This is a genomic window from Massilia frigida, assembly GCF_011682175.1.
Classification (GTDB): Bacteria; Pseudomonadota; Gammaproteobacteria; order Burkholderiales; family Burkholderiaceae_D; genus Telluria_A; species Telluria_A frigida.
Genome location: NZ_WHJG01000031.1, coordinates 40,069 through 64,810 on the forward strand (window position 1 = coordinate 40,069; position 24,742 = coordinate 64,810).

Annotated in this window: 25 protein-coding genes; 11 read left to right on the plus strand and 14 right to left on the minus strand. The window is 65.6% G+C overall.

All coding sequences use genetic code 11. From position 1 onward, the window contains the following. Positions 1-20: 20 nt before the first annotated feature. Positions 21-1,247: an NHL repeat-containing protein gene (locus F2P44_RS24420; RefSeq protein WP_167090205.1), complete on the minus strand. Its 1,227-nt coding sequence runs from the start codon at positions 1,245-1,247 to the stop codon at positions 21-23. A 143-nt stretch (positions 1,248-1,390) separates the two neighbouring features. Between F2P44_RS24420 and F2P44_RS24425 the strand changes: the two genes are divergently transcribed. Further along, on the plus strand, positions 1,391-2,479 hold the full coding sequence (locus F2P44_RS24425; protein WP_167090207.1) for an alpha/beta hydrolase family protein: 1,089 nt from the start codon (positions 1,391-1,393) through the stop codon (positions 2,477-2,479). On the opposite strand, the gene F2P44_RS24430 is transcribed toward F2P44_RS24425, so the two are convergent. Continuing rightward, the gene (locus F2P44_RS24430) at positions 2,476-3,402 is read right to left on the minus strand and encodes a LysR family transcriptional regulator (protein WP_167090209.1); all 927 of its coding nucleotides are present in this window, start codon (positions 3,400-3,402) and stop codon (positions 2,476-2,478) included. The two genes, F2P44_RS24425 and F2P44_RS24430, sit on opposite strands and share 4 nt — an antisense overlap. Positions 3,403-3,528: 126 nt before the next feature. Between F2P44_RS24430 and F2P44_RS24435 the strand changes: the two genes are divergently transcribed. Further along, entirely contained in the window at positions 3,529-4,743 is a 1,215-nt protein-coding gene (locus F2P44_RS24435; protein WP_229423727.1) for an MFS transporter, read from the plus strand. A 167-nt stretch (positions 4,744-4,910) separates the two neighbouring features. Here the strand turns inward: F2P44_RS24435 and F2P44_RS24440 are convergent, their stop codons facing one another. Further along, positions 4,911-5,900 (minus strand): MBL fold metallo-hydrolase, encoded by a 990-nt coding sequence (locus F2P44_RS24440; protein ID WP_167090211.1) that lies wholly within the window; start codon positions 5,898-5,900, stop codon positions 4,911-4,913. 103 nt (positions 5,901-6,003) lie between these two features. Between F2P44_RS24440 and F2P44_RS24445 the strand changes: the two genes are divergently transcribed. From F2P44_RS24445 to F2P44_RS24460, 4 genes are all read left to right on the plus strand, one after another. Next, on the plus strand, positions 6,004-6,897 hold the full coding sequence (locus F2P44_RS24445) for a LysR family transcriptional regulator (protein WP_167090213.1): 894 nt from the start codon (positions 6,004-6,006) through the stop codon (positions 6,895-6,897). 152 nt (positions 6,898-7,049) lie between these two features. Further along, positions 7,050-7,463, plus strand: coding sequence for a hypothetical protein (locus F2P44_RS24450; protein WP_167090215.1), 414 nt, complete (start codon positions 7,050-7,052; stop codon positions 7,461-7,463). Positions 7,464-7,741: 278 nt separating this feature from the next. Next, positions 7,742-8,224 (plus strand): hypothetical protein, encoded by a 483-nt coding sequence (locus F2P44_RS24455; RefSeq protein ID WP_229423728.1) that lies wholly within the window; start codon positions 7,742-7,744, stop codon positions 8,222-8,224. Between the two features lie 63 nt (positions 8,225-8,287). Next, entirely contained in the window at positions 8,288-9,169 is an 882-nt protein-coding gene (locus F2P44_RS24460) for a hypothetical protein (RefSeq protein ID WP_167090218.1), read from the plus strand. Between the two features lie 19 nt (positions 9,170-9,188). On the opposite strand, the gene F2P44_RS24465 is transcribed toward F2P44_RS24460, so the two are convergent. Then, the gene (locus F2P44_RS24465; protein ID WP_167090220.1) at positions 9,189-9,482 is read right to left on the minus strand and encodes a hypothetical protein; all 294 of its coding nucleotides are present in this window, start codon (positions 9,480-9,482) and stop codon (positions 9,189-9,191) included. Positions 9,483-9,683: 201 nt separating this feature from the next. Here F2P44_RS24465 and F2P44_RS24470 point away from each other — a divergent pair, with 201 nt between their 5' ends. Beyond that, positions 9,684-10,151, plus strand: a complete 468-nt coding sequence (locus F2P44_RS24470) for a hypothetical protein (protein ID WP_167090222.1) — start codon at positions 9,684-9,686, stop codon at positions 10,149-10,151. Here F2P44_RS24470 and F2P44_RS24475 read toward each other — a convergent pair. From F2P44_RS24475 to F2P44_RS24490, 4 genes are all read right to left on the minus strand, one after another. Continuing rightward, a complete protein-coding gene (locus tag F2P44_RS24475) occupies positions 10,115-10,699 on the minus strand; it encodes a gluconokinase (protein ID WP_229423729.1) in 585 nt (194 codons plus the stop codon). The two genes, F2P44_RS24470 and F2P44_RS24475, sit on opposite strands and share 37 nt — an antisense overlap. A 503-nt stretch (positions 10,700-11,202) precedes the next feature. Next, entirely contained in the window at positions 11,203-12,018 is an 816-nt protein-coding gene (locus F2P44_RS24480; RefSeq protein WP_167090224.1) for a M48 family metalloprotease, read from the minus strand. A 9-nt stretch (positions 12,019-12,027) separates the two neighbouring features. Next, entirely contained in the window at positions 12,028-12,483 is a 456-nt protein-coding gene (locus tag F2P44_RS24485) for a YbjQ family protein (RefSeq protein ID WP_167090226.1), read from the minus strand. 4 nt (positions 12,484-12,487) lie between these two features. Beyond that, positions 12,488-12,802 carry a YbjQ family protein gene (locus F2P44_RS24490; protein ID WP_167090228.1) on the minus strand — a complete coding sequence of 105 codons (315 nt, stop codon included), beginning with the start codon at positions 12,800-12,802 and terminating at the stop codon, positions 12,488-12,490. A 485-nt stretch (positions 12,803-13,287) separates the two neighbouring features. Here F2P44_RS24490 and F2P44_RS24495 point away from each other — a divergent pair, with 485 nt between their 5' ends. Continuing rightward, positions 13,288-16,041, plus strand: a complete 2,754-nt coding sequence (locus F2P44_RS24495; RefSeq protein WP_167090230.1) for a TonB-dependent receptor — start codon at positions 13,288-13,290, stop codon at positions 16,039-16,041. Between the two features lie 48 nt (positions 16,042-16,089). Here F2P44_RS24495 and F2P44_RS24500 read toward each other — a convergent pair whose 3' ends face one another. From F2P44_RS24500 to F2P44_RS36200, 3 genes are read right to left on the minus strand one after another with little or no spacing between them, the layout of a single operon-like run. Further along, positions 16,090-18,276, minus strand: a complete 2,187-nt coding sequence (locus F2P44_RS24500) for a TonB-dependent receptor plug domain-containing protein (RefSeq protein ID WP_167090232.1) — start codon at positions 18,274-18,276, stop codon at positions 16,090-16,092. A 31-nt stretch (positions 18,277-18,307) separates the two neighbouring features. Beyond that, positions 18,308-18,580, minus strand: a complete 273-nt coding sequence (locus F2P44_RS24505; RefSeq protein ID WP_167090234.1) for a hypothetical protein — start codon at positions 18,578-18,580, stop codon at positions 18,308-18,310. A 25-nt stretch (positions 18,581-18,605) separates the two neighbouring features. Then, positions 18,606-18,731: a hypothetical protein gene (locus F2P44_RS36200; RefSeq protein ID WP_267877627.1), complete on the minus strand. Its 126-nt coding sequence runs from the start codon at positions 18,729-18,731 to the stop codon at positions 18,606-18,608. Positions 18,732-18,821: 90 nt separating this feature from the next. Between F2P44_RS36200 and F2P44_RS24510 the strand changes: the two genes are divergently transcribed. Beyond that, entirely contained in the window at positions 18,822-19,625 is an 804-nt protein-coding gene (locus F2P44_RS24510; protein WP_167090236.1) for an alpha/beta fold hydrolase, read from the plus strand. A gap of 5 nt (positions 19,626-19,630) precedes the next feature. Beyond that, positions 19,631-21,205: a hybrid sensor histidine kinase/response regulator gene (locus tag F2P44_RS24515; RefSeq protein ID WP_167090238.1), complete on the plus strand. Its 1,575-nt coding sequence runs from the start codon at positions 19,631-19,633 to the stop codon at positions 21,203-21,205. Between the two features lie 3 nt (positions 21,206-21,208). On the opposite strand, the gene F2P44_RS24520 is transcribed toward F2P44_RS24515, so the two are convergent. Further along, a complete protein-coding gene (locus F2P44_RS24520) occupies positions 21,209-21,763 on the minus strand; it encodes a phosphatase PAP2 family protein (RefSeq protein ID WP_167090240.1) in 555 nt (184 codons plus the stop codon). A gap of 49 nt (positions 21,764-21,812) precedes the next feature. Here F2P44_RS24520 and F2P44_RS24525 point away from each other — a divergent pair, with 49 nt between their 5' ends. Then, positions 21,813-23,105 carry a hypothetical protein gene (locus F2P44_RS24525; protein ID WP_223165098.1) on the plus strand — a complete coding sequence of 431 codons (1,293 nt, stop codon included), beginning with the start codon at positions 21,813-21,815 and terminating at the stop codon, positions 23,103-23,105. Here the strand turns inward: F2P44_RS24525 and F2P44_RS24530 are convergent. Together F2P44_RS24530 and F2P44_RS24535 are read right to left on the minus strand one after the other, a co-directional pair. Continuing rightward, positions 23,097-23,666, minus strand: a complete 570-nt coding sequence (locus tag F2P44_RS24530; RefSeq protein WP_167090242.1) for an SRPBCC family protein — start codon at positions 23,664-23,666, stop codon at positions 23,097-23,099. The genes F2P44_RS24525 and F2P44_RS24530 overlap by 9 nt on opposite strands. After that, positions 23,663-24,733, minus strand: coding sequence for an NAD-dependent epimerase/dehydratase family protein (locus tag F2P44_RS24535; protein ID WP_167090244.1), 1,071 nt, complete (start codon positions 24,731-24,733; stop codon positions 23,663-23,665). Before F2P44_RS24535 ends, F2P44_RS24530 begins: the two co-directional genes overlap by 4 nt. Between the last annotated feature and the right edge of the window lie 9 nt (positions 24,734-24,742).

A 24,742-nucleotide genomic window follows, 5' to 3' on the forward strand; every position in this document is an offset into this window, starting at 1 on the left:
CCGACGCTTGGCCAGGACGCCTATGGCAGTTTGGCGCGCACGACACCCTTGTCCACCGTCACATACAAACGGCCCTCCGCATCCATCGCCAAGCCCATCGGCGCTCCCAGCCCACCGGGCAACTCGCCGGTTTTGGTCTGCGCTTGCCCGGCCACGCCCAGGACCGTGGTGACCACGCCGGCGGGCGTGATCTTGCGAACGGTCGCATTGCCGCGGTCGAGCACGAACACATTGGCGGCCTTGTCCACCACTAACTGGGTCGGCTGATTGAAGCGTGCAGCCGTACCGGTGCCGTCGGCGCTGCCCGCCTGCGTCACGGCGCCGGCAAACATGCTGGCGCTTCCGGTCGGGGTGACCTTGATGATGGCATGGCGGGCCGTGTCGGCGATGTAGCCATTGCCCACGCTGTCGACGGCCAGGCCGCCATCGTTACGGCCCAGCCGTCCCGCTGTCGCGCCAAGATCGGCGGGATAGGTATAAGTAAATGGGCCACGCGGGTCGTACCCGCCGGTCCTGTGGCCCGATTCCTGCGAATACACGACCCGCCCGCTGCCGTCGGGATTGACGGTCTGCCAGCCATTGAAGCTCACGCCGAAATAGCCCACGCCGGGAGTGCTGGACGGGGCATAGTCGCCGGTCCCGTAGGCATGAAGCGCGCCGTCCGGGCCGATTGCCAGCGCGACCGGACGCTGCGCGATGGTGGTGGGCAGTTGGCTGTAATTCGCATGGGTCGGCGTATCCGCCAGGAGGATCGTGCCGACCACGCCAGCGGCACTGATCGAACGGATGACGCCATGAGAATAGGACGAGTCCATACCGGACATCTCGAGCGCATACAGGGTCTGGCTGGTGGAATTGAAAACCAACTGAACGACTTCTCCCGGAGCCACCGCGGCACCCTCGCCGATATAGGTGCTGGTTCGATTGATGAAGGGAGAAACCGTACCGGTTTGCGACATCTTCACGACTTCAATGACTGCCCCCGTGATGACCGAGGATGGCAGTTGTTCCGGCGAACCGTTGCCGACGTAAATCGTGCCCGATGCATCGACCGCAATACCACCCGGCTTGAACTGCTTGCCGACCATGCTTTCGCCCAGCAGCTTGACTGGTGGTTCGGGCGGCGGCGGCGGTGGCGGGACGGGCGCAGGTGTGCTGTCGGAAGAGCCATTGCAGGCGCTGAGCAAGAGGCCCGCAATAACCAGGCACAGGGGATGGATTCGGAAGGAACGAAGGATCGGGAACATGGCTGCCATCTGAAAGGTTTTAGGAAAATCATTATTGCATGATATATATCAATAAACCATGCGCCCGGTCCGATGATCCTCGCATTCTTCATACATCGCTCTCTGGCGGTGCCCGACAAACTGCCCGATTACCCAAGCCGCATATGCTCAAGCACGCCCCCATCCGTATTCTCGGCACAATCGCCCTCCTCGCCGGCGTCATCGCCGTGCCGCTGTACGCCAGCGACAAGCCCAAGCACCCGCAAGCGCCGTCGGCAAGCGTGCCCTACTCCCAGACCACAGTCACTTTCGCCAACCCAGGCGGCCCGGACCACCTGGCCGGCACCCTGACCGTGCCTCCCGGCACCGGTCCGTTTCCGGCCATCGTCATCGTTCCCGGCTCCGGCCAGGTCAACCGCGATGGCGAGCTGTTCGGCCACCAGTTCTACCGTGTCCTGGCCGACGACCTGACCCGGCGCGGCTTTGCCGTGCTGCGCAGCGACAAGCGCGGCGTGGGTGCATCGAACGGCAGCTTCGACACCGCAACCACCGCCGACTTCGCCTCCGACATCGAAGCGGGCGTGGCCTTCCTGCGCAGCCGCAAGGACATCAACCCGCAGCGCATCGGCCTGGTTGGCCACAGCGAAGGCGGCATCATCGCGCCGATGGTGGCCGGCAAGGACCCGCGCATTGTGTTCGTCGTGATGATGGCCGGAAACGGCATTCGCGGCGACCAGATGCTGCTCGACCGCACCCGCAAGCGGCGCATGGCCGGCAAGAGCGCCACCGAGACCGAGCGCGAACTGGCCCTGCAAAAGGCCGTCTTCGCTGCCGTGACCGCCGACGCAACGCCCGCCGAGCGCGAGAGCCGCGCCCGCCAGTTGTATCTGGACGCGCGGAAGAATTACGGCCGCGCCTGGTCGCCGGACGAGCTGGCACCCCTGCTCTCGCCGTGGATGCGCAGCTTCCTGGCATCGGACCCGGTGCCGGTGCTGCAGCGGCTGCGGTGCGCCATCCTGGCCCTGGTCGGCGAAAAAGACCAGGTGGTCATGGCCGACGAAAATATCCCTGCGCTCACCCGTGCGCTGGCCGGCAACCCGAATGCCAGCGTCAAGCGCCTGGCGGGCTTGAACCATTTCTTCCAGAGCGCCGGCAGCGGCGCGTTGTCGGAAGTGGCCGGCATCGAGGAAACCATCGCCCCAAGTGCGCTGGAGCTGATCGGGTCGTGGGCCAGCCTGCACTCCCAACCCTAGCCATCACGGCCGCCTGATGCCAGATCCGGGTCGGCGTCGAACAGCGCCGTCAGCCAGCCGGCGAACGCGGCCAGCTTGGGCGCCGCCATCCGCCCCTGCGGGTACAGCAGCGACACCGGCATGGGCGTGGGCGGCGTGTCCGCCAGCACCTGCACCAGCGATCCGTCAGCCAGGTGCTTGCGTACCTGGTAAGTGGCGACCTGGGTCAGCCCCAGCCCCTGCAACGCGCAGATGAGGTTGGCGCCGGCATCGTTGACCGCAATCGGGCCGCTGATGGCGATGCGCGTCACCGCCTCGCCCACCACGAAATCCCAGTCGAAGGGCCGCCCCGTGCGCGCCGAAAAATGCACCACGCTGCGATGCGCGTGCAGATCCGCAATGCTCTGCGGCACGCCATGGCGCGCCAGATACGATGGCGCGGCGCAGGTGACAAAGCGCATCTCGCCAATCTGGCGCCCGATCATCGAGGAATCCTGCAATTGCCCCACCCGCACCGCGCAATCGATGCCATCCCGAATCATGTCGACCAGGCGGTCGGTGATGCTGATGCCCAGTTCGACTTCGGGATACGCCTCATGAAAGGCGGCAATGTGCGGCAAGATCACGTGCCGCGCCACCGCCGACGGCAGGTCGATCCGCAGCTTGCCCTTGGGACGGGTCGAGCCGGCGCCGAAAAACGCTTGCTCGGAGGCGTCGATCGCGGCCAGGATCTCGATGCAGTGGGCGTAGTATTGCGCGCCGTCGGGCGTCAGCGAGAGCTTGCGCGTGGTTCGCTGAAGCAACTGGCGGCCGAGAAAGGCTTCCAGGTTCTGCATCGTTGCCGTCAGCGAAGCGCGCGGCAGGTGCAGGCTTTCGGCCGCCCGCGAAAAGCTGTTCGCCTCCACGATCCGCACGAAGGTTTGCATTGCTTTGACCTTGTCCAAGCGTGTTCTCCGGTCGATTGTTCACATAATGTGAAAAGTATAGGCGCATTATGCGCATATAATCGGCCGGACGGTTTTGTCTACAATGTCTTCAGTTCAACGCAAGTTGATTTTTGAGGATGCAATATGAAACCGAACACCGAACACGCAGGCGATATCTCGTCCGGCATGGTGCTGCTGCTGGCCGTCGCCGCCGGCCTGATCGTGGCCAATCTGTATTACGCGCAAACGCTGGTGGGGCCGATCAGCCGCGCCACCGGCCTGTCCGCCGGGGCCGCCGGCCTGATCGTCACCCTCACCCAGATCGGCTACACCGTCGGCCTGCTGTTCATCGTGCCGCTGGGCGACGTGCTGGAAAACCGCCGCCTGGTGATCGGCGCGCTGCTGCTCACCGCCATCGCCCTGCTCAGCGCGGCCTTCAGTACCACCGGCTGGGTGTTCCTGGCGGCGGCGCTAGCCATTGGCCTGGGTTCCGTGGCCGCGCAAATCCTGGTCCCGATCGCCGCCCACCTGTCGCGCGAAGCGACGCGCGGGAAGGTGGTGGGCAATGTGGTCAGCGGGCTGCTGCTGGGCATCATGCTGGCGCGCCCGGTCGCCAGCCTGGTGGCCGACGCCAGCAACTGGCATGTGGTGTTCGGCGGCGCCGCCGTGCTGATCCTGGTGCTGGCCGCCGTGCTGCGCGTGAAATTGCCGCAACGCATGCCGACCTCGTCGCTGCCCTACGCGCGCCTGATCGGCTCCATGTGGACCCTGTTCAAGACCACGCCGCTGCTGCGCCGCCGCGCCGCGTATCAGGCTGGCTTGTTCGGCGCGTTCAGCCTGTTCTGGACGGTGACGCCGATGATGTTGGCTGGCCCGCAATTCCAACTGTCGCAGACGGGCATCGCGATCTTTGCGCTGGTCGGCATGGCCGGCGCGATCGCCTCGCCGATCGCCGGGCGCCTGGCCGATGCCGGCAAAACCCTGCCGGCCACCGGGGTGGCATTGACGCTCGGGGTGATTGCCTTTGCCCTGCCCTTGCTCATTCCGGCTTCGCGCGACGTGGCGCTGGCGGTGCTGGTGCTCGCTTCGATCATCCTGGACATGGGCGTGGCAGCCAGCCTGGTGCTCGGCCAGCGCGCGATTTTCAGCATGGCGCCCGAGATGCGCAGCCGCCTGAACTCGGTGTATATCGCGCTGTTTTTTGCCGGCGGCGCGCTCGGATCGGCGCTCGGCGGGTGGGTGTTCGCCGCCTATGGCTGGCACGCCGTGTTGCTGGCGGGGATGGCTTTTCCAGCGCTGGGGCTGGGCTTGTGGCTGTCGGAACTGCGGCCGCTCGCGCTCGCCGAAACGGGCAAATGACCCATGGCCTACCACAAACCTTGCGCGCAGGCGAGCTAGCGCGATAGACGCAGATCGCGTCGCGTGCGCGCCAGAGGCCTACGCTGCGGGAGTACGCCGCCTTTGTTCCTGCGGCGACAGGCTAGTCCGGTGGCCTCAACACCGGGCACCAGTCCCCCTCCCCCGTATCAGTTGGCCGCCGGCGTGACGTGGTCGTTCATGTACGGCATCGGCACCCAGCGATAGCCGTTGCCATCGGCGCGCAGGTGGCCCACCCCCGGGAAGGCGATGTGGTCGCCCGCCACCCAGTATTTCTCCCTGGCCGCTTCGGCAAACGCGCGCTTGCGCTCGGCCGCTGCCGCCACCGGATCGACATCGAACACGATGGTGACCGCCGGGTCCGGCAACTGCACTTCGGCCACGTGCAGCAAATCGCCCCAGAACACCAGCTTCTCGCCGCCGCTTTCCAGTGCGTAAAAACTGTGTCCCGGCGTATGGCCGTAGCTCGGCACCGAGCGCAGGCCGGGAGCGAGCTGGGTAGCGCCGTCGAAGGCCTTGACCTTGCCGGCATCGACATACGGTTTCACCTTCATCAGCGCTTCGTCGAAGTTCTTGCGCTTGCTGTCGGGCGCCTTGGCGCGCTTGACGGCGCTCATCCAGTAGTCCAGCTCGCGCGCATCGAGGTGCAGCGTGGCGTTGGGAAACACCATGCGCTTGCCATCCATCAGCCCACCCGTGTGGTCGGTATGGATATGCGTGATCAGGATATCGGTGATCTGCCCGGGCTGGTAGCCGACCGCCTTCAGGGAGTCCACCAGTTTGTTCAGCGTCGGGCCGTACAGCTCGCCGCTGCCGGTGTCGACCAGCACCAGCCGCTTGCCGCTCTCGATCAGGTAGGCATTCACGGAAGCATGGACATGCGTGGATTGGAAGGTTGCCGCCAGGCTTGATGCGACCTGCCCGGGCGCCGCGTTGGTCAGCAGGTCGCCGGGCGGAATCGCCAGGGTGCCGTCGGACAAGGCCGTCACGTTCACGGTGCCCACCTTGAAATGGTAATAGCCGGCCTGGGCCTTCGTCATCTTGCTCACTGGTGCGCTCTGGGCCATGGCGTGCGGCGCCAGCGTGCCGAACGCAAGGAGAGCGGCGGCGATATAGGCGGTCATGGTGTTTCTGTTCATGGTGCATCCTTGAAAGTATCGAAGCGATCGATTATATTTATTTCACTTTCATTGATACATGGGCTAAAAATACAATGTCTCTCTTCGCAGCGTTGATAATCCGATGATCGACAATATCCTCGACCTCAGCATTTTCGCGCGGGTGGTGCAGACCGGCAGCATGACCGACGCCGCCGGCGAACTCGACTTGTCGCTGGCGGTGGTCAGCAAGCGCATGGCGGCGCTGGAAGACCGGCTCGGCGTGCGCCTGCTTAACCGCACCACGCGCAAGCAAGCGCTCACACAGGAAGGCGCGCGCTTCCACCAGCGCTGCATCCGCATCCTGGCCGAGGTGCAGGATGCCGAGGCCGACATGACCGACAGCCGCACCAGCATCGCCGGCCTGCTGCGGGTGGGCGCGCCGCGCGGCTTCGGGCGCCGTTACCTGAGCGGCATCGTGGCCGCCTTCCAGCGCCAGCATCCGGCCCTGTGCATCGAACTGAGCCTGGACGACGCCTTCGTCGACCTGGTCGAGTCGTCCATCGACGTGGCCCTGCGCTTCGGCAACCTGAACGATTCGAGCATGATCGCGCGGCCCATCGCCACCGGCAACCGCATCATGTGCGCCTCGCCCGGCTACATCGAACGGCACGGCGAGCCGCTCGTGCCGGACGAGCTGGTGCGGCACGCCTGCATCGTGTACCGCGCCGATTCGACCCGGCATTGGGTAGTCGAGCGCGATGGCAAGCCGGTGACGGCGGCTATCACGCCCACTTTCTTCTGCAACGATGGCGATGCCGCCCAGGCCATCGCGCGCGAAGGCGGCGGTATTTTCTACAAAGCGCTGTGGGATGTAAGCGCCGACCTGGACAACGGCTCGCTGGTGCGCGTGCTCAAGGACTACAGCGCGCCGGGCGAGCCGCTGCAAGTGGTGTACCCGCACGCGCTGCACCTGTCGCCGCGCGTGCGCCAGTTCGCCGACTTCGCCATCGAACGGCTGCGCGCGGAGCTGCCCTGAGGCGGCCTGGCGCAAGCCGGGCGGTGCTTGCGGCGCGGCCTGTGCCCGGCCATCTTGATTATTTGCCAAGCCGTGCGGGTAGAATGCATGAACGGCAAGCGCGTCGATGCGCGCCCGCGCGTCCAATCCATCTTCTTTAATGAAAGCATGCCATGCGCACTCTCCTCAGCTGTTCCCTGCTTGTCGCGGCGGCCTTGGCCGGAAGCGCCTGCGCGCGTGCCGCCGCGCCGCCCGCCGCCAACGAGCAGGCCAATCTGGAGCGCGATGCCCAAGGCAAGGTCGATACCGACGCCATGTTCGCCTTCATGCGGGCCCGCAGCGCGAGCAAGGGCCAGGCGCTGAGCGACAAGAAGGTGGCGTGTTACGGCATACCGCGCGCGCAGTTCCTGGCGGCGGTCGATGCCTCGCTCGTGACCTGCTATGCGCAGATCGCGCCGCAGCACAGGCCGCGCATCCTGCCCGAAAATGCCATTCCCGCAGTCGGCCTGTGCGCGCGCAAGGCGCTGCTGGCAGGACTGAAACTGGACCCGGACACGGCTAACGCCTGCATCGCCACGTCAGATTAAGCCGCCTCCCGGCCGACGCCAATCGGCCGGCGTGCTCAAGGAAAGCGCAAGCAATGACGATAACACGCCAGGCGGCGCTGCGGCCGGATGTTGCAAATTTGGCCTCGCCATCAACATTTGTCACAAGATTGAAACTATTGTCATGCATACTATTTGTTGCCATGAGCTTGAAATCAGAAGTCAATTTCCTGCCATCACCGCTCTCTGATCGACCAGTGCACAAATGGGTGCCGGCCCACCCGGCACCTTCCCTTGAGGTATGAAACAGGAGAAGTAAATTGACCAAATTACTCTTTGCTCTGCTTTTGTTGTCCCAGTCGCTGTGCGCATTCGCTTCCGAGCAGTCCAGCTGCACGGCGAACAAGGGGGCCTATATCACCGGCACCGTGATCAGCGCGCCCAAGTTCGCGGCCGCATCGAGCACCATCGACGGCGTGAAACTGTCGCACACCCGCCTGAACCTGCGTGCCGACCAGGATGGCAAGACCTACGATGTGGCCATGGATAATGTGTACGCCATCGACTACGTGAAAAACGCATCCACCATGCCGACCTCGCTCGCCGCCATCAAGGTCAACGACCGGCTCGGCCTGTGCGGCAAAAAATACACCAGCGGCACCGGCATCCACTGGGTGCACAGCAATTGCGGCGACGTGCCCAGCAGCTCGGCGCCGAACGGCTGGGTGAAAGTGATTGCGGCTTCCGGTTCGGTCAGCGCCAGCAAAATGCGCAGCCAGAACTATTGCTACCTCTGGGATTGAAGTACCAACCCGCTGGCGCCGTGCGGACCGTTCCGCATGGCGCCGGCATCGTCGAGTGAGCTGATGAATGCACGCCTGCCCCTGTTGATCTGTCTCGGCCTCGGCGCCGCCAGCCTCGGCGTCTGGCTGGCCACCGGCATGCCGGCTGACAACGCCGCAACGCCGGTGGCGGCCGCCCGCCCCGCAGCGACCACGCCGGCCCAGCCGCGCTGGTTTGCGGCGCTGCCCGAGGCGGGCGCTGCGCGTCCGGGACCGGGCATGCTGGCCGATAAAAAGGCCACCGTCTACGGCCGCAACGGCCGCATCGTCGACCTTGGCGGCTTGAGCATCGCCCAGTACATCGGCACGCGCATCGCGGCCGCGCGTAGCGGCGACGCCAGGGCCGCCTACGATGTGTACCAGGCCGTATCGGTATGCGCAGCCAACGACGATCCGGTGGCCGACTACAACGATCCGGCCGACCTGGCCGCCTTCCAGCGCGAGCGCAAGGAGCTCACCGCATTGTGCGCCGGCATGTCGCCGGCCCAGGTACAGGAACGGCTGGGCTTTCTGAACCTGGCGGCACGCTCGGGCAACAAGGCGGCGCAGATCGATGTGTACATGGAAGGCCCGTACGGACGCAGCGTGGACCTGACGCAAAACCCCGACGACCCCATCGTCAATCAATGGAAAGACGATGCGCTGGCTTACCTGAAACAGGCCGGCGACCAGTGCGACCATTTTGCGCTGGCCTTGCTGTCGACCGTGTACGACGCCGGCCAGATCACGGCGCGCGACTTGCGCACCTCGATGGCCTACAGCATTGCCGCCGCCATACCGCGCCAGCGGCCGGTGACCCAGGAACAATTGCGCGACCGCTTTGGCGAGGGGTTGTCGGCCGACGATTTCTCCGGCGCGCTCGCGCTCGGGGAACAGCTGGGAAAACAGGCGTGCCCGGCGCGGTAGCGCGCGTGCTGCCGCAGCGCTAGCGGCTGTCCTTGACCGAGATCTCGGCCAGCGTCTTGCCGTCGGCGCTCACCAGGCAGCGGGCCTGCAAGGTCGAGGCAATATTCATTTCGTTCTTGGCGGAGAATTTGAGCGTCACCTCCAGTTGCCCATTGGCGCCGTGCGTGACCGGGCTCGGTGCGTCGCTGACGTAGGAAATCGATTTGCTGTTGGTAGCGCGCGCCTCGATGGTGTCCATGCAGGTGCGGCGGGCGGCGGCCTCGAGCGGGTTTTCCGCTACGGCGCTCTTGCCGCAGGCCACAAGGGCCAACATGATTGGTAGCAGCTTCAGTATGTTCATCGTGTCCCCGTTAAATTGAAAAAATCATACATGACCCTGCAAGCCGCCGGCAAGTCCCCGCCTTGCCCGCCGGCCCTGTGACGTAAAGACAATCACCACATGTGACGGAAAAGCACGTAGAATTGCAATTTAATCAATCAAGATCAATTCAACAACCTTGAAAGTCCATTCTGTATGAACCACGCCCTGATCCGCCGCCTGCTCGCCATCGCACTGACCACGGTTTTTGCGAGTGCACAAGCACAACAGCCCGAGGCGACGCCGCAGGAACTCGCCGACCTTGAGAGCGCCGCGCCAAATCTGGTCGCCGCTATCGAATGCAAAAGAAAGCTGGTCTATTCGGATGCGGTAAAGGCGTTCGTCAAGGATCCGAACAGCTTCGAGAACATTATCCTGCCGGCGCCCGTGAGCATTTTCGGACTCAGGACCGTGGTGATCGGTGTGACCGAAGACGATGGTAACGGGGGCGGCGGCTACGTTGCCAAGTTCAGCAACGTGTCGCTGAAAGAAGTCGCCAAGGCGGCCAGGGTCAAGGCGCCGTCCTATAAACGCGTCGTCAAGGGTGGCGGCATGATCGAAGTGGGCAGCGAAGACAATGAAACGGTCTACATCACCTGCGTGCGCGGCGCCAGCGACGACTGATGTCGCGCCCTCAGGCGCACGCCACGCCACCCCCGCCCGAGAATGCGCGCGAGCTGCTGCGCGGGCGCGATGCCGATGTCGAGGACCACGCCGGCTTCGTCGGCCTGCAGTGGTTCGAGGTCGCGCAACTGGCTCTCGAGCAGCGATGGCGGCATGTAGTGACCGGCGCGCGCGCGCATGCGCCCGGCGATCAGTTCGCGCGCACCGTCCAGGTGGACGAAGCGCAGCGCCGGATCGCCCTGGCGCAACAGGTCGCGGTAGCGCCGCTTGAGCGCCGAGCACGACACGACCAGGCCGGCACCGCGTGCGCGGGCCTCGCCAATCTGCTCTTGCAGCGTTCCCAGCCAGCCGGCCCGGTCGTGATCGTCGAGCGCGATGCCGGCGGACATCTTGGCAACATTCGCGGCCGGATGAAACTGGTCGCCCTCCACAAACGGCACACCGAGCGCATGCGCCAGGGCTTGCCCGAGCGTGCTCTTGCCGCAACCGCTCACCCCCATCACCACCCAGCGCATCGCCTTGCCGTGCTTGCCGTCCGCATTGATCATTTTGCTGCCCAGGTAACAGTTAGCGCTAACATAGCACTCAAAGTCTAGCGAAACGGGGGAATTTGTAAAGCGCTTTTGCTCCCGAACGCAATTGCCGCCCTCCTTGTCCAGGCCAAACGCTGTCGCGATCTCCCTAGTTGTAAACAAATTCTGTGGATAAGTGTGTTAACAAGCGCCGCGTGAGCGCGCCAAGCCATTGCTTTTAAAGGGAAAACTACCCATTGCGTGCTTTTTTGGCAGTGTGGGCAGGCGAGCCATCACGGCAAGTTGCAAACAGAATCTGTGGATAAGTTTGTTAACAAGCTCGCCCGCCCTGCCCTAAGTCCTTGTTTATGAACGAAAGAATGCCGCTGCGCGCTTTTCAGGCAGGGTGGGAAGAAGATGTTTCGAGTACAACTTGCAAACAGAAACTGTGGATAAGTTTGTTAACAAGCCGGGCGCACGCGCGCTAAGTCCTTGCTTTCAAACACAAATATGCGCGTGCGTGCTTTTCGGGCAGCGCTTCAGTTTGCCAACTGCAAGGGCAACACCGGACCGACTGTCATCCCGCCTGCCTTGATGGCGGCGTTGAGCGTATCGATGCGGTCCTGCATGGCCGGATGCGAGGCCGCGTGATGGGACAAGCCGGCGAAGGCTTGGTCCTCGTCCTTGAGGGCGGCAAACAGCTCGGTGGCGCCGCCGGCGTGGCCGTAGCGGCAGTTCAGGATGCGCAGGGCCGCGGCATCGGCGGCGGCTTCGCGCGTGCGCGAATAGCGCGCCTGCCCCAGCTGATTGACGGGCGCCAGCAGGTCGCTCAGGCCCGAGTCGCTCCCCGTCAACAGCGTCGATATTCCGAACAGCACGATGCCGCGTCCCATCGCCCGCAAATGGTCGCGCTGGGTGATGTGCGCCAGTTCGTGCGCCAGCACGAAGGCCAGCCCGTTCTCCGAGCGTACCTGCCCCAGCAAGGCGCTGAAGACGATGATATTGCCGCCCGGGACCACCGCCGCGTTGGGCGTGTCCGACTTGGCCAGGCTGACCTTGGCCGGCAGGCGCAGGCCGGCGCAGCTGCGCATGCTGTCGACCAGGGCCTGCAGCTGCACCTGCTGCGCCTGTTCGGCGGGGGCGGTGTCCATCACCTGCGCCGGCAGCAGCGCATACAGGCGCGCCTCGCTTTCGTGGCTGAGCCGGTCGACCACGGCGTCGACCGCCAGCCCGAGCAGCCAGAACAGCAGCACCGTGCCCGCCAGCAGCCAGCCCGCGATGACGGCGAAGTCCTTCAAGGGGTGCTCGGTCGACACATTGTCGTTATGTTCGGGCAGCGAGGGCTGGTATCTCATGGCGTGCTCTTACTTGGCAAAATAGATGGCGGTGCCGTAGGCCAGCATTTCCACCGAGGCGACGCTGCCCGGCGTCTTGCCGGAAATCGCCATCGCTTCCAGGCGCAGGTTGACGATCTCGTGCGCGTCGGGACAGCTTTCCTTGAGGCGCAGCACCGCTTCGCGGCGGGCGCGGTCGACCAGCGTTTCGTGCGACGTGACCGCACCGCCGATGAACGAGCGCAAGCCCAGCACCGCTTGCTTGAAGTAATCGATCGACACGACCACGTTGCCATATACCAGCTCGCTGCGCTCGACCGGACGGGCCGGGTCGAGCAGGGTCTTGAGCGAGGTCGATGGCAGATGCAGCCAGGCTTTTTCGCGGCTGAGGATGGAGCGGTAGTGCTTGGCCTCGGCGGCACGGCCGAAGATATAGCCGATCACAACCAGCCCCAGCCAAAATCCGATGGCGACTAATTCACCCATCGTGTCAGCCCACGGTGACGGCGGTGCCGTACACATAGATTTCCGCAGCGCCGGCAGCAACGGACGAGGTCGAAAAGCGCACGTTGACGATGGCATTCGCGCCCATCTGGGTAGCCTGTGCCTGCATGCGTTCGATCGCACTGTCGCGCGATTCGTTGAGCAGTTCGGTGTAGCCCTTGAGCTCGCCGCCGACGATGTTTTTCAGGCCGGCCATGATGTCGCGCCCGACGTGCTTGGCCCGCACCGTGCTGCCCGATACCACGCCGTGGCAGGTAAGGATGGACTTGCCCGGGATGGTTTCGATATTCGTCATTAACATAAATTAACTTTCTAGCTACTTTGAGTGGACGCCAATTATAGTTGCAAACTTGCTAATTTGAAAGCTTTTCGGCATCGCCCCCTACCCAAGGCGCATGCGCGCTGGGCAAAAATGCAACAGCTCCGATGCGCCACCCAGCGCCGTCCGCCGTTCGGGCGCAGCAGCTTATGCGCACCACATGCACCGGCGTTGCTGGCCTGGCGCCTTGCGCCCCTGCCGCCACGGGGGCGCCGCAGCGCCCTGCGCCCGGGAAGTCGCGCCGCCAGCTGGCACAGGAAACTATTGAGCTTTCGCCACGTTGTGCGTACAGTGGAAAACTTGTTAAATACTCACATGCGTCAGACAGGGAAAACAACATCCATTATTTACCCGGACGACCTGCCAGCCTGCCCTGCCCTGGCGCCCCGCGCCGGGCGCCAGGCGCCTGTCCACCCGCCTGCACCGCAATCCCCCGTCATCCCCTTATCCCCCACGGAGCCTCCAGCATGCGCAAGCCCTATCGCCAGTACTGTCATCCCCTTCCCGTTGCGCGCCTGACGCGCGCCGTCCGGCTGGCGCTCCATGCGGGCGCCGCCGCCGGCCTGCTGGCCCATGGCGCCGCGTCGGCCCAGGCGCCCGACGCCCCGATGCAGAAGGTGGAAATTACCGGTTCGGCGATCAAGCGCATTGAAACCGACACCCCGCTGCCGGTGCAGATCGTCACGCGCGAAGAAATCGACAAGGCCGGCGTCACCACCGCCGCCGAACTGATGGCGCGCATCTCGTCCAACGTGGGCGGCCTGACCGATGGCGCCAGCATCAACGTCGGTGGCGACCAGCGCGGCTTTAACAGCGCCAACCTGCGCGGCATCGGCACCTCGTCCACCCTGGTGCTGCTCAACGGCCGCCGCATGGCCAACTTCGCCTCGCCCGGCGACGATGCCGGCGTCGACCTGAACAACATCCCGGCCGCCGCGATCCAACGCGTCGAAGTGCTGCTCGACGGCGCCTCGGCCCTGTACGGCACCGATGCGGTCGGCGGCGTGATCAACTTCATCACGCGCAAGGATTTCCGTGGCGCCGAGATGAACGCCTACGCGCTCGGCACCAGGGAAGGCGGCGCCGGCAAGCGCGCCGCCACCCTCAGCCTGGGCTCGGGCGAACTGGAAAAAGACGGCTACAACGTGTTCGCCGTGCTCGACGTGCAAGGTACCGAACGCCTCAACACCTCGCAGCGCAAGTTCGTCAGCGAGCTGCAGATCCCGCAGCGGCTCGGCCATCTGCTGTCGAGCTTTACCAGCCCGGCGAATATCCGCCTGACCCCGGCCCAGCGCGACCACCTGCAGGAAACCGGCTTCCTGCTCAACGGCCGCCCGATCACCAACCGCCAGATCAACCTGTCGATCCCGAGCTGCGCGCCGCAAGCCAATCTGTACCTGCCGGCCGGCAGCGGCGGCGTCGATGCCTGCACCTACGACTACATGGGCGACACCGAGCTGTATCCCAAGTCGACCAAGCAGAACCTGCTCAGCCGTGGCGTGATCAAGCTCGGCGCCGACACCCAGGCCTACGCCGAAGTGGCGCTGAGCCGCTCGCGCACCAACTACGTCGGCTCGTCGGCGCGCGTGATCGGCTACATCGATTACCGCAAGATCCCGGCCCTGGCCAATAGCGGCCTGGACCAGCTCGATGACGACATCCCGGGCGAAATCCAGCTGCGCATGCGCCTGAACGAAGCCGGCATGCGCACCAGCGAACTGACCAGCGAAAGCCAGCGCTACGTGCTCGGCGTGTCCGGCAGCGCGGCCGGCTGGGATTACGACGCCGGCTACAACCACAGCGTGAGCACGGTCAAGGACAAGGATACCCACGGCTATGTGCTGTACGACCAGCTGCTGGCCGGCATCGCCGACGGCAGGATCAATCCCTTCGGCCCGTCCAGCGCCGAAGGCGTGGCCCTGCTCAACAATATCCAGGTCAACGATGTGGTGCGGCGCGCGCGCGGCACCATGGATTCGTTCGACGTCAAGGCCTCGCGTTCGCTCATGACCCTGGCCGGCGGCGACCTGGGCGTGGCGGTGGGCGCCGAAGCGCGCCGCGAGCGCACCGATTTCCGTCCATCGGCCTTGCTGATGAGCGACAACATCAACAACGATGCCGCGCCCGAAGGCGGCAAGGCCACTAGCGACCGGCGCAAGGTGGTTGCCGTGTTCGGCGAAGTGCTGGCGCCGTTCAGCAAACAGTGGCAGGGCCAGCTCTCGGCCCGCTACGACCGCTACCAGCAGATCGGCGGCGCCCTGAGCCCGAAAATCGGCCTGGCCTATACCCCGAACAAGGCGCTCACGCTGCGCGCCTCGGCCGGCAAGGGCTTCCGCGCGCCATCGATGTCCGACCTGTACCGCCCGACCGTGTACGGCTATACCGCCATCCTGCCCGACCCGGTCGTCTGCGCCACGGTCGAGAACAATTACGCCGACTGTGCCGACGCCTGGGATACGCGCCGCTACAGCAATGTGAACCTGAAACCGGAACGCAGCCGCCAGTTCTCGGCCGGCCTGGTGATCGAGCCGAGCAAGCACTGGAACGCCAGCCTGGATTACTGGAAAATCAAGCGCACCGATCTGATCAGCGAGATCGGCGACGATATCATCCTGGGCAAGCTGGGCAAATACGGTAACCTGGTGCACCGCGACGAAGACGGCGACATCGATTACATCGAGATGCACAAGGAAAACCGCGGCGCCCAGCTCGCCAGCGGCCTGGACCTGGTGGTCAACCTGCGCGGCGCAAATACCGGCCTGGGCCGCTTCGGCGGGCGCCTGAACGGCACCTACGTGCTCAACTCGAAGATCCAGACCAGCCCGGGCGACCCGTACATCAGCAACCTGGGCAAGTTCGTCACCGACAGCGTGGTGCAGCGCTGGCGCCACACGGTCAGCATGGACTGGGAACAGGGGCCGCTGTCGGCAACGGTGTCGAACACCTTTTCGGCATCCTACGACGACCAGAACTCGGCCATCAACATCGACGACGGCAGCGTGGTGGCCGCCAACCGCGTGAAAGCGTACTCGCTGTGGGACATGTCGCTGGCCTATGAATGGGGCAAGAACCTGAAACTGCGCGCCGGCGTGCAGAACATGTTCGACAAGGCACCGCCTTACTCGAACCAGGCCAACTTCTTCATTTCCGGCTACGACCCGAGCTACACCGACCCGCGCGGACGGCGCATTTATGCGAGCGTGAACTACGCGTTCCGCTAGCACGTTGCGGCGCACGCGGTAGCGCCCCCCGCCGCCGGGCGGCGCTACTCAGAATGTCAGTTCCAGGATGGCCCGCAGCACCGTGTAGCTGGGGGACGTCACCGTCTTGGTTTGCCACAGAGTATCGCCAACGTAGCCCGTGCGCTTGACATCGTCTTCATGCAGAAGGTTCGATCCGCTCAGGCGCAGTTGCGTCTTGGGCTGGAGTTTCCACAGCAGATAGCCTTCGAGCACGCGCTTGTTGGACTCGGCGGACGTCTCGAAGCGCGACAGGCGCACGCTGCCGTTGCGGATAAAGCCGAGCGTGGCGCCGGCCGACACGGGAACCGACTTGAAGGCGTAATCGGCGCCGACATTGACCGACAACGGCGCCTGGCTGCCGAGCCGGTTGTCCGGCCCCGGCACCGCGTCGACCGACGACCAGGTGCGCGAGAGCGCGCCGCGCAGCTCCACCGCGGGCGCCCCGCCGGCCAGCTGCGGCAGCTTGAACCTGGTTTCGAGCGTGATGCCGCGCGCCAGCGCCTGCCCGCTGTTGGTGGGACGGGCTACCCAGCGCCCCTCCTCGCGCACGGTCCGGGTCAGGGTCACGTCATCGATCCGGCGCGCGAACAAGCCCAGGCTGACCAGGCCATCCTGGCTCAGGTAGTGTTCGTAGGCCAGGTCCAGTCCCAGCGCCCGTTCCGGCCGCAGGTAGGGGTTGCCGCTGGTGTCGGGCCGGGTCACCGTATTGATCACCGCCAGGGTGCGTCCGGCGATCAGGCTGTCGGCCTGGGGCATGCGCCAGGTACGCGCCAGCCCCAGGCGCAGCTGGTCGGACTTGGTATCGGGCAAGCGCCAGACTGTCTGCAATACCGGGCTCAGCATCGCCTTGGCGTAACCGGCTTCCCGCCCCAGGTTGTTGGCGCTGTGCAGCGACACCCGCTCCCAGCGCAAGCCGAGGTAAAGGGCCACGCGCGGCGCGATGTCCCATTCATCCTGGGCGTACAGGGCATGGCGCCGGCTATTGACCCGGAAATTGTTGCCGGTCTGGTCCAGCCGCGAGACGGCATCGATCAGGTCGCTGCGGTCGACCTGGTCGCGCTCATGCTGGACCTCGATACCGCTGACGAAGGCATGCTTGTCTGTGTAGGCGTTGCGCAGCTTGGCCGAGGCGCTCAGGCTGCGGTTGCGGTTATCGCGCGCGAGATCCTGGCGGTTCAGCACGCGGCCTTGTCCATCCACAAAATCGACCGCGCTCGATCCGTCCGAGCGGACCAGGGTCGCGCCCGCTTTTACTTCCAGCTTGCTGGTGGCGCTCAAGGTGCTCAGCCAGCTCAGGTTGTTGCGCACCGTCAGCGAGGAACCTTTGCTGGTGTAGTCTTCGTTGGCCAGCGCCGTCGGCGGCCCCTGCAAAAAGGCGGTGCGCCCGTAGCCGGCGCTGTCGTAGACCAGGCCCGACACATAGCCTTGCCAGGTCAGCGCGTCCTCGCCGCCGAGCTTTTTGGTGACGCGCGGCGCGACGCTCCAGTTCCAGCCGCGGTCTTCGTTGTACTGCTCCAGCCGGCGCAGGATGGGGCCATCCTCGCCACCGCCCCCGGTGCGGGTCAGGAACGGTTCATCGGCGCTCATGCGCCGCGCCGACGCCGTCACCAGCCATGCCAGCGATTCCTCCTGGTCGCCATAGGTGGCGGACAGCTGGGGCTTGCTGCGGTCGTTGTCGTGGAATACGCCGGCGCGCAATTGCATCTGGCGTTTGCCGCTGCTGCGCTTGAGGATGATGTTGATGGTGCCGGCGATGGCCTGGGTTCCCATGTCGACCGTGGGCACGGTCATGATCTCGATACGTTCGACCACATCGGGAGACAGATTGTCGAGCAAGAAATTCGGCGGGGCCGGGTCGCCATTGAGCAGGATCCGCACATGGCCGCTGCCCAGGCCGCGCATGCTCAATTCGCCGCCCTTGCGTCCGGGCACGCCGCTGACGACGATCCCGGGCTGGCGCCGCAGCACGTCGAGCACGCTGCCATCGCCATAGCGCACCAGGTCGGCCGTGCCGAGGACCTGGCGGAAAGTGCTGGACTGGCGCCGCTCCTCGTTGCGGCTGGCGGCAATGTCCACCTGCGGCACGGGGCCGGGCGCGGCGCTGACAGGCGTGGCGGGGCCGGCAGGCGCAGCGGCGGCGGCGTGCGCCTGTGCCGCGCTGCACAGCACCATGGCCGCCAGCACGGGCGGGCGGAGGAATGGAGAAAACATCATGATCGTCATGGCAAGCCAGGTAAGAGATGTGTCAGCGCTGTCGCGTCAGATACTGATAAATAAAGGCGAACACGAAAAACACGACGCCGATGGCCGCGCCGATCTGCGGCGCCAGGCTGGTGTCGAACAGGTCGCCGTGCTTGCGCGACATCGCGGCCACCAGCACCCCGGCCACATAGCCGCCTGCCGCGCTGAGCGCGCCGCCGAACACGGCCATCAGGGCCGGCAGCAGCGTCAGGCCGGCGAGCAGCACGCTGGTGGGCACGCGGCGCCGGGAAGGGGGGGGCTGGTCTTCATCTGTCATGGGGCGGTCCTTGAAAATGCCGACATCATACCGGCACCATGCTCGATGCCGCCAGCCTGGCGCAGCCGGTGACCAGGATCAAGCCCTTCTCCATGGCCAGCGCCATGCACGCGCGCAGCATCGCGCCGCTTCGGCGAATCGCCTTGTTCACGCCATCTCCTATTGTGCGCGGGGGAGATTGCTATAATAATCGCCCGCGGTGCCCGACCCTGCCGCACTGTCAATTCATGGAAACTCCGGCATGCATATTCAACGCCGCAATAACGTCAAGGTGTGCGGGCGCGGCCCGGTCACACTCGTCTTCGCCCACGGCTTCGGCTGCGACCAGTCCATGTGGCGCTTCCTCGTGCCCTCGTTCGAAGCGCACTACCGGATCGTGTTGTTCGACTCGGTCGGCAGCGGCGCATCCAACCCGGCCGCGTACGACCGCGTCAAGTACGACAGCCTGCATGGCTACGCCGACGACCTGATCGAGATCGTCACCGAGTTCGGTTCCGGCCCCGTGGTGTTCGTCGGCCATTCGGTCGCGGCCATGGTCGGCCTGCTGGCGACCATCAAGGCGCCCGCGCTGTTCGCCGCCCAGGTGATGGTCAGTCCATCGCCCTCGTACATCAACGATGGCGACTACATCGGCGGCTTTTCGCGCGAGGATATCGATGAACTGCTCCAGACCCTGCAAGACAACTACCTCGGCTGGTCGAGCAATATGGCGCCGGTCATCATGGGCGCGCCCGACCAGCCCGAACTGGGCCAGGAACTGAGCAACAGCTTCTGCCGCAACGACCCGGACATCGCCGCCCATTTCGCGCGCGTGACCTTCCTGTCCGACCACCGTGCCGATCTGCCGAAGTCGTCCACGCCGGCGCTGCTCCTCCAGTGCACCGACGACGTGATCGCGCCCGTGGCCGTGGGCGACTACATGCACCGCATCCTGCCGTCGAGCGTGCTGGCGCTGATCGACAATATCGGGCATTGCCCCCACATGAGCGCGCCCAGCGCCAGTACGGATGCGATCACGGCGTTCCTGGCCAGGGCGCTGGCCTGACGCCCATGCCCGGCCCCGCCCTCCCCGCGCCGGAGGACCTGTTTGCCCAGGCCGCGTGCGGCCTGATGCTGACCGATGTCGGCGGCAACATCTTGCGCGCGAACCAGACCCTGCTGGCGTGGCTGGGCTACAGCGAAGCCGAGATGACGGCCGGCATGCGCCTGCAAGACTTGCTCAGTGTTGGCGGCCGCGTGTTTCACCAGACTCACTGCGCGCCGCTGCTGCAATTGCAAGGCTCGGTCAGCGAGGTGCAGGTCGACCTGGTGCGCAAGGACCGCAGCCGGGTGCCGGCCCTGCTCAATATCGCCAGGAGCGGCGCGGGCGACGGCATGCTCGACCAGGTGGCGGTGTTCATCGCCAACGACCGCCGCGCGTACGAGCGCGAACTGCTGCGCGCACGCAGCGCCGCCGAAGCCGCGCTGGCGGCGCAGACGGGGGCCGAAACCATGCTGCGCCAGGCCAACGAACAATTGTCGCTGGCCGACCGCCGCAAGGATGAATTCCTGGCGACCCTGGCCCATGAGCTGAGAAACCCGCTGGCCCCGATGCGCAGCGGCGTCGATCTGCTCAAGATGAATATGCGGGACGACGCGCCGCACCGGCGCATCGTCGACATGTTCGACCGCCAGCTGCGCCAGATGTCGCACCTGGTCGACGACCTGATGGAAGTGGCGCGCATCAGCCAGGGCAAGCTGGTCTTGCGCACCGAGCCGGTCCGCCTGAACGACATCGTCCAGGCCGCCCTGGGCGACATGCATGCCCAGATCGCGGCTGCGGGCCATGCGCTCACCGTCAACTTGCCGGCGCAGCCGCTCAGCGCGCAGGGCGACCCGACCAGGCTGACGCAGATGCTGGTCAACCTCTTGACCAACGCCTGCAAATACACGCCGGCGGGCGGGCGCATTGCGCTCGACATGCGCGACGATGCCGGCATGGCCGTCATAACCATCAGCGACAGCGGGATCGGCATTCCGCGCGAGGCGCTGGAGCGCGTGTTCGAGATGTTCTCGCAACTCGAACCGGCGCTGCAACGCGCGCACGGCGGCCTGGGGATCGGCCTGGCGCTGGTCAAGGGCCTGGCGCAGCTGCATGGCGGCAGCATCCGTGCCGACAGTGCGGGGCCCGGACAAGGCAGCACCTTCACGGTCCGCCTGCCGCTCGTGGCGCCGGCGCCGGCCACGCCGCACGCGCCCGTCGCAGCGCGGGCCGGCGCGCCGCTACCGGTGCTGGTGGTGGACGACAACCGCGATGCCGCGCAGATGCTCAAGGCCATGCTCGACCTGAGTGGCTATCCGACCAGCGTCGCCTTCTGCGGCGAAGACGCCACCCGCTATGTGCAGACGCATGCGCCGCAGGCATGCGTGATGGATATCGGCCTGCCCGACATCAACGGTTACGAGCTGGCGCGCCGGATCCGGGCGATGCCGCTGGCCAGGCAGCCCATCCTGATCGCCCTGACCGGCTGGGGGCAGCCAGCCGATATCGATGCCGCCCTGGCCGCCGGCTTCGATCACCATCTCGCCAAGCCGGTCGAGTTCGCGACCTTGCAGCAGTTGCTGGCCGAGGTGGCGCCGGGCTGAGCGTCACGCCGGCACCAGCCAGGCGGATACCGGAAGCGCAATCGCCGCGCCCAGGCCGATCCCGGCCAGCACATCGCTGGGATAGTGATGCGCCGCGATCAGGCGGCACAGCGCCAGCAGCGCCAGCGCGCCGGCCACGAGCGGCAGCGTGGCGGGCGCCGCATGGGCGATCGGCACCAGCGCGGTGGTCAGGGTCATGCAGTGCCCGCTCGGAAAGGAATACTTGTCCAGCACCTTGGTCAGCGATTGCAGCGCCGGGTCGCGGTCGAACGGGCGCAGGCGCGCCACGCGGTGCTTGAGCACACGGTAAAACAGGTGCGCGATCAGGGTCGACAACAGCGCCGCCTGCAACACCGCCAGCGGATCCCGGATCTGTGCAAGGAAAATGGCGCCGGCCAGCGGTGCATACACCCAGCCGTTACCTAGCAGATTGATGATGTTCGTTGTAAAGCGGACGATGCGGTAGCGCGCAAGCGGCGCGATGCGTTGTACAATAATTAACTCCAGCCGCCCTGCCCGCAGCAGGGTGCAGCGCCAGCGGCTGGTGGGTGCCAGCACGATTGTTTCCGAAGTTTGCGATTGCTTGGGCCGACGAAAAGGAAGAGACATGTTGACGCATCCTCACAAAGAAATGGAACTGCAAGACACCCCCGCCAAGGCCTGGTCCGACCCCACCGGCCGGGCCTACAGCCAGCGCTTCCACATCGCCCTGGACGGCAATGGCGCCAACGGCCTGGAAGGCATGGCCGGGGTCTGCCTGTTCCTGTTCGACCAGGTGTCGCAAGGCTACGCCTACAAGGTGCGCTACTACGACGGCATCGCCGCCGGCCACGCGGTGTCGGTCAACCCCTCCGGCACCATCGGTTTCCTGGGCAATGCCGGCCAGCACCTGCTGTTCTACGACGCCCACACGCTCGACGAAATCGGCCGCGTGTCGACCCTGCGCTATGAATGCCCGCCCTCCTCGCTGCAAGGATCGACCCATCTGGTCTGGATGTCGGACACGGATTTCATCACCGTGATCGGCGCCCACTTCTACCGCTTTTCCATCGATGCGCTGGAGCACGGCGAACGCCTGTGCGCGCACCAGCTCAAGCTGCCGCACGGCATGAAGCGCAGCGCATCGGGCCGCTACATCGTCTACGGCTCGATGGACAGCCCGCACGACGGCCGCGATGGCGAGGCTTGCCACGTCGCCATCCTCGACCTGGAATCGATGGCGGTGCGCGTGGTCGATTTGCCGGCCACCTGCTGGCATGTGGCCGCGCATCCGGGCGAGGACCGGTTTTACGGTGTCTCGTTCCGCGTGCTGCCGCAGGATCATGTCGATTATCACGAGTGGGCCATGGCCTTTCGCAAGGAATATGCCTTTGAAATCGACGCCGCCAGCGGCCAGGTGCTGCGCCACTGGGCGGCCGGGCGCGAAATACCGGCGCACATCAATTCCGACGTCTGCCTGTCCGATCGCGAACTGATTTTCTGCAACGGCGGCAGCCAGAACGTGATCGCCATCGACCTGGCCACCTTCGCCAGCTACCGCCAGCTGGTCGACGAACGCCCGGACGCCGCGGCGCAGCTGAACCGGCCGCGCGAGGTGGCGTCACAGGTCGCCGACGTTTTCACGCGTGGAAATTTCTTTTCGAATAGCCAGCACTTTCTCGGCGCGCTGCAAGTGTCCCGCAAGTCCTTGCTCGATTCCATTTATGGCTGCCAGTTGTCGGCCGGCCAGTCGCTGCTGTTCACGGCCAACCGCGGACTGAACCACATCACGATCTACGACTACCCTAGCGGAACCTTGCGCCTGCGCGTTGAGATGCCCCCGCTGCAAACGTATTTTTCGTGGATGTCGGCGCTGGCCGATCCGCGCCTGGGCTTCCACCACGCCTGGCTGCTAGGGTGAGGCCGGCGGCGCCAGCGCCTGGCCAGGCGCTGGCGAAGCGCTGAACTCGCCGGCGGCATTGATGGCCTTGGACAAATTGCGGGGGATCAGGGTCGACACGATATTCTCGACCAGGCTCAGGATCGCCGGCTCGAACGCGGCCGGCAGGCGGTTCAAAAATCCCGGTTTGAGCGTGAAACTGCCGTCGAAGGTCACGCGCGTGCCGCGTCCGGCCATGGCCGGCTCGTAGCGCGTGCTGCCCCGGCATTCGATGTGCTCGGGCAGCACCGATGGCGTGATGGCCCATTCGCAGACGTGGGCCGCGTCATCCCAGCGGGCGCGGTCGACCCAGGAAATCACGTCGCCGCCAAGCGCTCCGCGCAGCATCGCCGGAATGGTTCGCCTGGCTTGCCAGCGGTTGACCAGCAGCAGGCGGCCATCGCTGCCGGTGCTGCGTTCGAGCTGCACGATGGAATCGAGATCGTCCAGCTGGACCGCCAGCTCGGCCAGGTGATCGCGCATCACCAGCCAGATCTGGTCGACCGGACGCTTGACCATGGTAAAGCTATGAAAAGGTGTCATTGCAACTCCTGGGTGGATGGCAAGCCGGCGCGCGCACGGTGCACCTCGCCGGCCAGGGTCATCGAGGTGCGCACTTCGCGGCTGATGTGCGGGCTGGCCGCCAGCCAGGCGCAGGCCTCGGCCAGCGCGGCGCGGGCCGGCATGGGAGCGTAGCCGAGCTGCGCGATCTTGCCATGCTCGTACCAGTAATAGCGGCCGATCATGCGCGCCTGTTCGCGGCTGGTCAGCGCGGCGCGCCCTTGCAGGCGGGCGCGCACTTCCTCGTACGAGGCCGCCAGGTAGGCCGCCGTGTGGTTGACTTCCAGGCGCGGGCTGTCGACCCCGCACAGGCCGGCAATGGCGGCGTGGATCGCGTTCCATTCCTGGTTTTCGGAGCCAAGGATGTAGCTCTGGCCCGGTGTGCCGCGCGTGGCGATCAGCCAGTGGCCGTGCGCCACGTCGCGCACCGAGACGATATTGCAGCCGCCCGCATAGGTCAGGCGCAGCGGATCGTTGAGGTAGGCCACGATGACCCCGTTCGACGGCCCCAGCACGGTCGCGTGCGGGCCGACCGACATGGTCGGGCAAGCCAGCAGGATGTCGACCCCGCGTTCGCGCCCGAGGGCGAGGGCCAGCCGGTCCTGTTTGATTTTCGACTGGATGTAGGGCGGCTCGACAAAGCCGTCGTCCGGGCCACCATGCTCGTCGCGCGCCAGCGGCGCCGTCGACGCGCCGAACACGACGGACGACGAGGTGATCACCACGCGCCCCACGCCGGCCACGGCGGCCGCCGCGATCATATTGCTGGTGCCGCCCACGGCCGTACGATCGAGTTCGGCCGCGCTGATGCCGCTATAGGCGAAGCGCGCCGCCGCGTGAAAGACGACATCGCAGCCGGCGCACAGCGCCGCCAGGCTGGCGGGGGTAGCGAAAATATCGCCCTCGACGTGCTCCAGCGCCAGGCCGTGCAAGGCGCGCCGGTCGCTGCCGGCGCGCGTCATGGCGCGCACCTCGCATCCGCGCAGCAGCAGCTCGCGGCACAGATTGGCGCCGATCAGGCCATTCGCTCCGCTCACCAGTGCGCGCATGGCGCCCTC

What these genes read in the sequence shown, in the direction of transcription:
- F2P44_RS24435 (WP_229423727.1), top strand. Translation starts at nt 3,529, where the DNA reads ATGAAACCGAACACCGAACACGCAGGCGATATCTCGTCCGGCATGGTG.
- F2P44_RS24495 (WP_167090230.1), top strand. Translation starts at nt 13,288, where the DNA reads ATGCGCAAGCCCTATCGCCAGTACTGTCATCCCCTTCCCGTTGCGCGC.
- F2P44_RS24480 (WP_167090224.1), bottom strand. Translation starts at nt 12,018, where the DNA reads ATGAGATACCAGCCCTCGCTGCCCGAACATAACGACAATGTGTCGACC.
- F2P44_RS24440 (WP_167090211.1), bottom strand. Translation starts at nt 5,900, where the DNA reads ATGAACAGAAACACCATGACCGCCTATATCGCCGCCGCTCTCCTTGCG.
- F2P44_RS24485 (WP_167090226.1), bottom strand. Translation starts at nt 12,483, where the DNA reads ATGGGTGAATTAGTCGCCATCGGATTTTGGCTGGGGCTGGTTGTGATC.
- F2P44_RS24460 (WP_167090218.1), top strand. Translation starts at nt 8,288, where the DNA reads ATGAATGCACGCCTGCCCCTGTTGATCTGTCTCGGCCTCGGCGCCGCC.
- F2P44_RS24490 (WP_167090228.1), bottom strand. Translation starts at nt 12,802, where the DNA reads ATGTTAATGACGAATATCGAAACCATCCCGGGCAAGTCCATCCTTACC.
- F2P44_RS24530 (WP_167090242.1), bottom strand. Translation starts at nt 23,666, where the DNA reads ATGACACCTTTTCATAGCTTTACCATGGTCAAGCGTCCGGTCGACCAG.
- F2P44_RS24420 (WP_167090205.1), bottom strand. Translation starts at nt 1,247, where the DNA reads ATGTTCCCGATCCTTCGTTCCTTCCGAATCCATCCCCTGTGCCTGGTT.
- F2P44_RS24505 (WP_167090234.1), bottom strand. Translation starts at nt 18,580, where the DNA reads ATGACAGATGAAGACCAGCCCCCCCCTTCCCGGCGCCGCGTGCCCACC.
- F2P44_RS24470 (WP_167090222.1), top strand. Translation starts at nt 9,684, where the DNA reads ATGAACCACGCCCTGATCCGCCGCCTGCTCGCCATCGCACTGACCACG.
- F2P44_RS24445 (WP_167090213.1), top strand. Translation starts at nt 6,004, where the DNA reads ATGATCGACAATATCCTCGACCTCAGCATTTTCGCGCGGGTGGTGCAG.
- F2P44_RS24425 (WP_167090207.1), top strand. Translation starts at nt 1,391, where the DNA reads ATGCTCAAGCACGCCCCCATCCGTATTCTCGGCACAATCGCCCTCCTC.
- F2P44_RS24475 (WP_229423729.1), bottom strand. Translation starts at nt 10,699, where the DNA reads ATGATCAATGCGGACGGCAAGCACGGCAAGGCGATGCGCTGGGTGGTG.
- F2P44_RS24450 (WP_167090215.1), top strand. Translation starts at nt 7,050, where the DNA reads ATGCGCACTCTCCTCAGCTGTTCCCTGCTTGTCGCGGCGGCCTTGGCC.
- F2P44_RS24465 (WP_167090220.1), bottom strand. Translation starts at nt 9,482, where the DNA reads ATGTTGGCCCTTGTGGCCTGCGGCAAGAGCGCCGTAGCGGAAAACCCG.
- F2P44_RS24515 (WP_167090238.1), top strand. Translation starts at nt 19,631, where the DNA reads ATGCCCGGCCCCGCCCTCCCCGCGCCGGAGGACCTGTTTGCCCAGGCC.
- F2P44_RS24510 (WP_167090236.1), top strand. Translation starts at nt 18,822, where the DNA reads ATGCATATTCAACGCCGCAATAACGTCAAGGTGTGCGGGCGCGGCCCG.
- F2P44_RS24500 (WP_167090232.1), bottom strand. Translation starts at nt 18,276, where the DNA reads ATGATGTTTTCTCCATTCCTCCGCCCGCCCGTGCTGGCGGCCATGGTG.
- F2P44_RS24525 (WP_223165098.1), top strand. Translation starts at nt 21,813, where the DNA reads ATGTTGACGCATCCTCACAAAGAAATGGAACTGCAAGACACCCCCGCC.
- F2P44_RS24535 (WP_167090244.1), bottom strand. Translation starts at nt 24,733, where the DNA reads ATGCGCGCACTGGTGAGCGGAGCGAATGGCCTGATCGGCGCCAATCTG.